This is a genomic window from Gammaproteobacteria bacterium (assembly GCA_003696665.1).
Lineage (GTDB): Bacteria > Pseudomonadota > Gammaproteobacteria > Enterobacterales.
On the sequence record RFGJ01000503.1, the window covers coordinates 1 to 1,313 of the forward strand.

At 52.3% G+C, this 1,313-nt stretch carries 1 protein-coding gene; it reads left to right on the plus strand.

Annotated features, from left to right (window positions below):
• Positions 1 to 106 precede the first annotated feature (106 nt).
• On the plus strand, positions 107 to 1,291 hold the full coding sequence (locus tag D6694_12290) for a transposase (GenBank protein ID RMH38498.1): 1,185 nt from the start codon (positions 107 to 109) through the stop codon (positions 1,289 to 1,291).
• Positions 1,292 to 1,313 lie beyond the last annotated feature (22 nt).

Here is a 1,313-nt window from a genome sequence, read left to right on the forward strand (position 1 = left end):
CCTGACTGCCTGACAGAAGTAGGTGAAACCCAATAAACACGAGGGAATGGACGAGGAGGGTAGAGAGTCATGAGAGGCTAGAGTTACGACACAACAGCCTAAAATCATGACAACCTCCACCCATTTGTATGGTCAACTATTCGACCAGTTGAGTCAACACAGTCGTGTTTGCGATCTGCGCCACTTGAAAGCACTGGCGTGGATGGTGAGTGCCTTGCTCTACAGCGGAGAATTGAACCTGGCAGCATGGGAACCGTATGTGTTGAGTCGAGCGACAAAAGCGCAAAGCACTGAGCGGCGGTGGCAGCGATTTATGGACAATTGCCGCATTAGTGTGATGGCAATTTACGTACCGTTGGTGCTGGCGGCTCTGAGCGGATGGGAGCAACAGCGATTGTATTTAGCCTTAGATACGACGGTTTTGTGGGATCGCTTTTGCATGATTCACCTGTCGGTGGTGTGCTGTGGACGGGCGGTTCCCTTGTTGTGGCGAGTGCTCGAACATAGCAGTGCTACCGTTGCCTTCGAGGAGTACCAACCCGTCTTGCGTCGTGCTCGGTGGCTGTTGCGGCATCATCCAGATGTGATGCTACTCGCTGACCGAGGCTTTGCTAATCAGCAATTGATGCAATGGTTACGGCAAAGTCACTGGCATTACTGTTTGCGATTACCCTGTGATGTTTTGATCCATACCACACGACGCTATCCCTGGACGGTTGCAACGCTCTACCCTCCCCTCGGCGAAGCCCGACTGTATGAGAATGTAGGCTTGTGGCTTGATGGCAAGCATCGCTGTAACTTGGTGGTTGCAACGGTACAGGGAGCCAAAGAATCTTGGGCGGTTGTCACCGATGAACCTCCAACCTTGCAGACGCTCTGGCAATATGCCTTGAGGTTTCGGGTAGAGGAATTGTTTTTGGATAGCAAGTCTGGCGCATTTGAGTTAGAAGACTCGCGCTTACGCTCTGCTACTGCCCTCGAACGCCTCTATCTGGTCGCTGCCATTGCCCTGCTGTTTGCCACGACCCAAGGCATGGCGGTGCAACTTGCAGGTTTACGGCAACAGGTAGACCCACACTGGCGACGCGGCATTAGCTATCTCAAAATCGGACTCCGCTGGCTGCAAGGAGTGATTCATAAAGGACGTGCCTTGCTGCCTTGCGTTCCGTTGTTGCCCAACGATCCTCAAGCTTGTTTCGCCTCCCTCAAAGCGAAGCGCGACTACGATGACCACATTTGGTTTTATCGAGTTCGTTCCGTTGTTTGTAAACCTGCTTCTAACCACAACTAGAAAAGATTTGTCAGGCAGTCAG

Excerpts from the sequence above, each read along its gene's own strand:
- D6694_12290 (RMH38498.1), top strand. The coding sequence starts at position 107 with ATGACAACCTCCACCCATTTGTATGGTCAACTATTCGACCAGTTGAGT.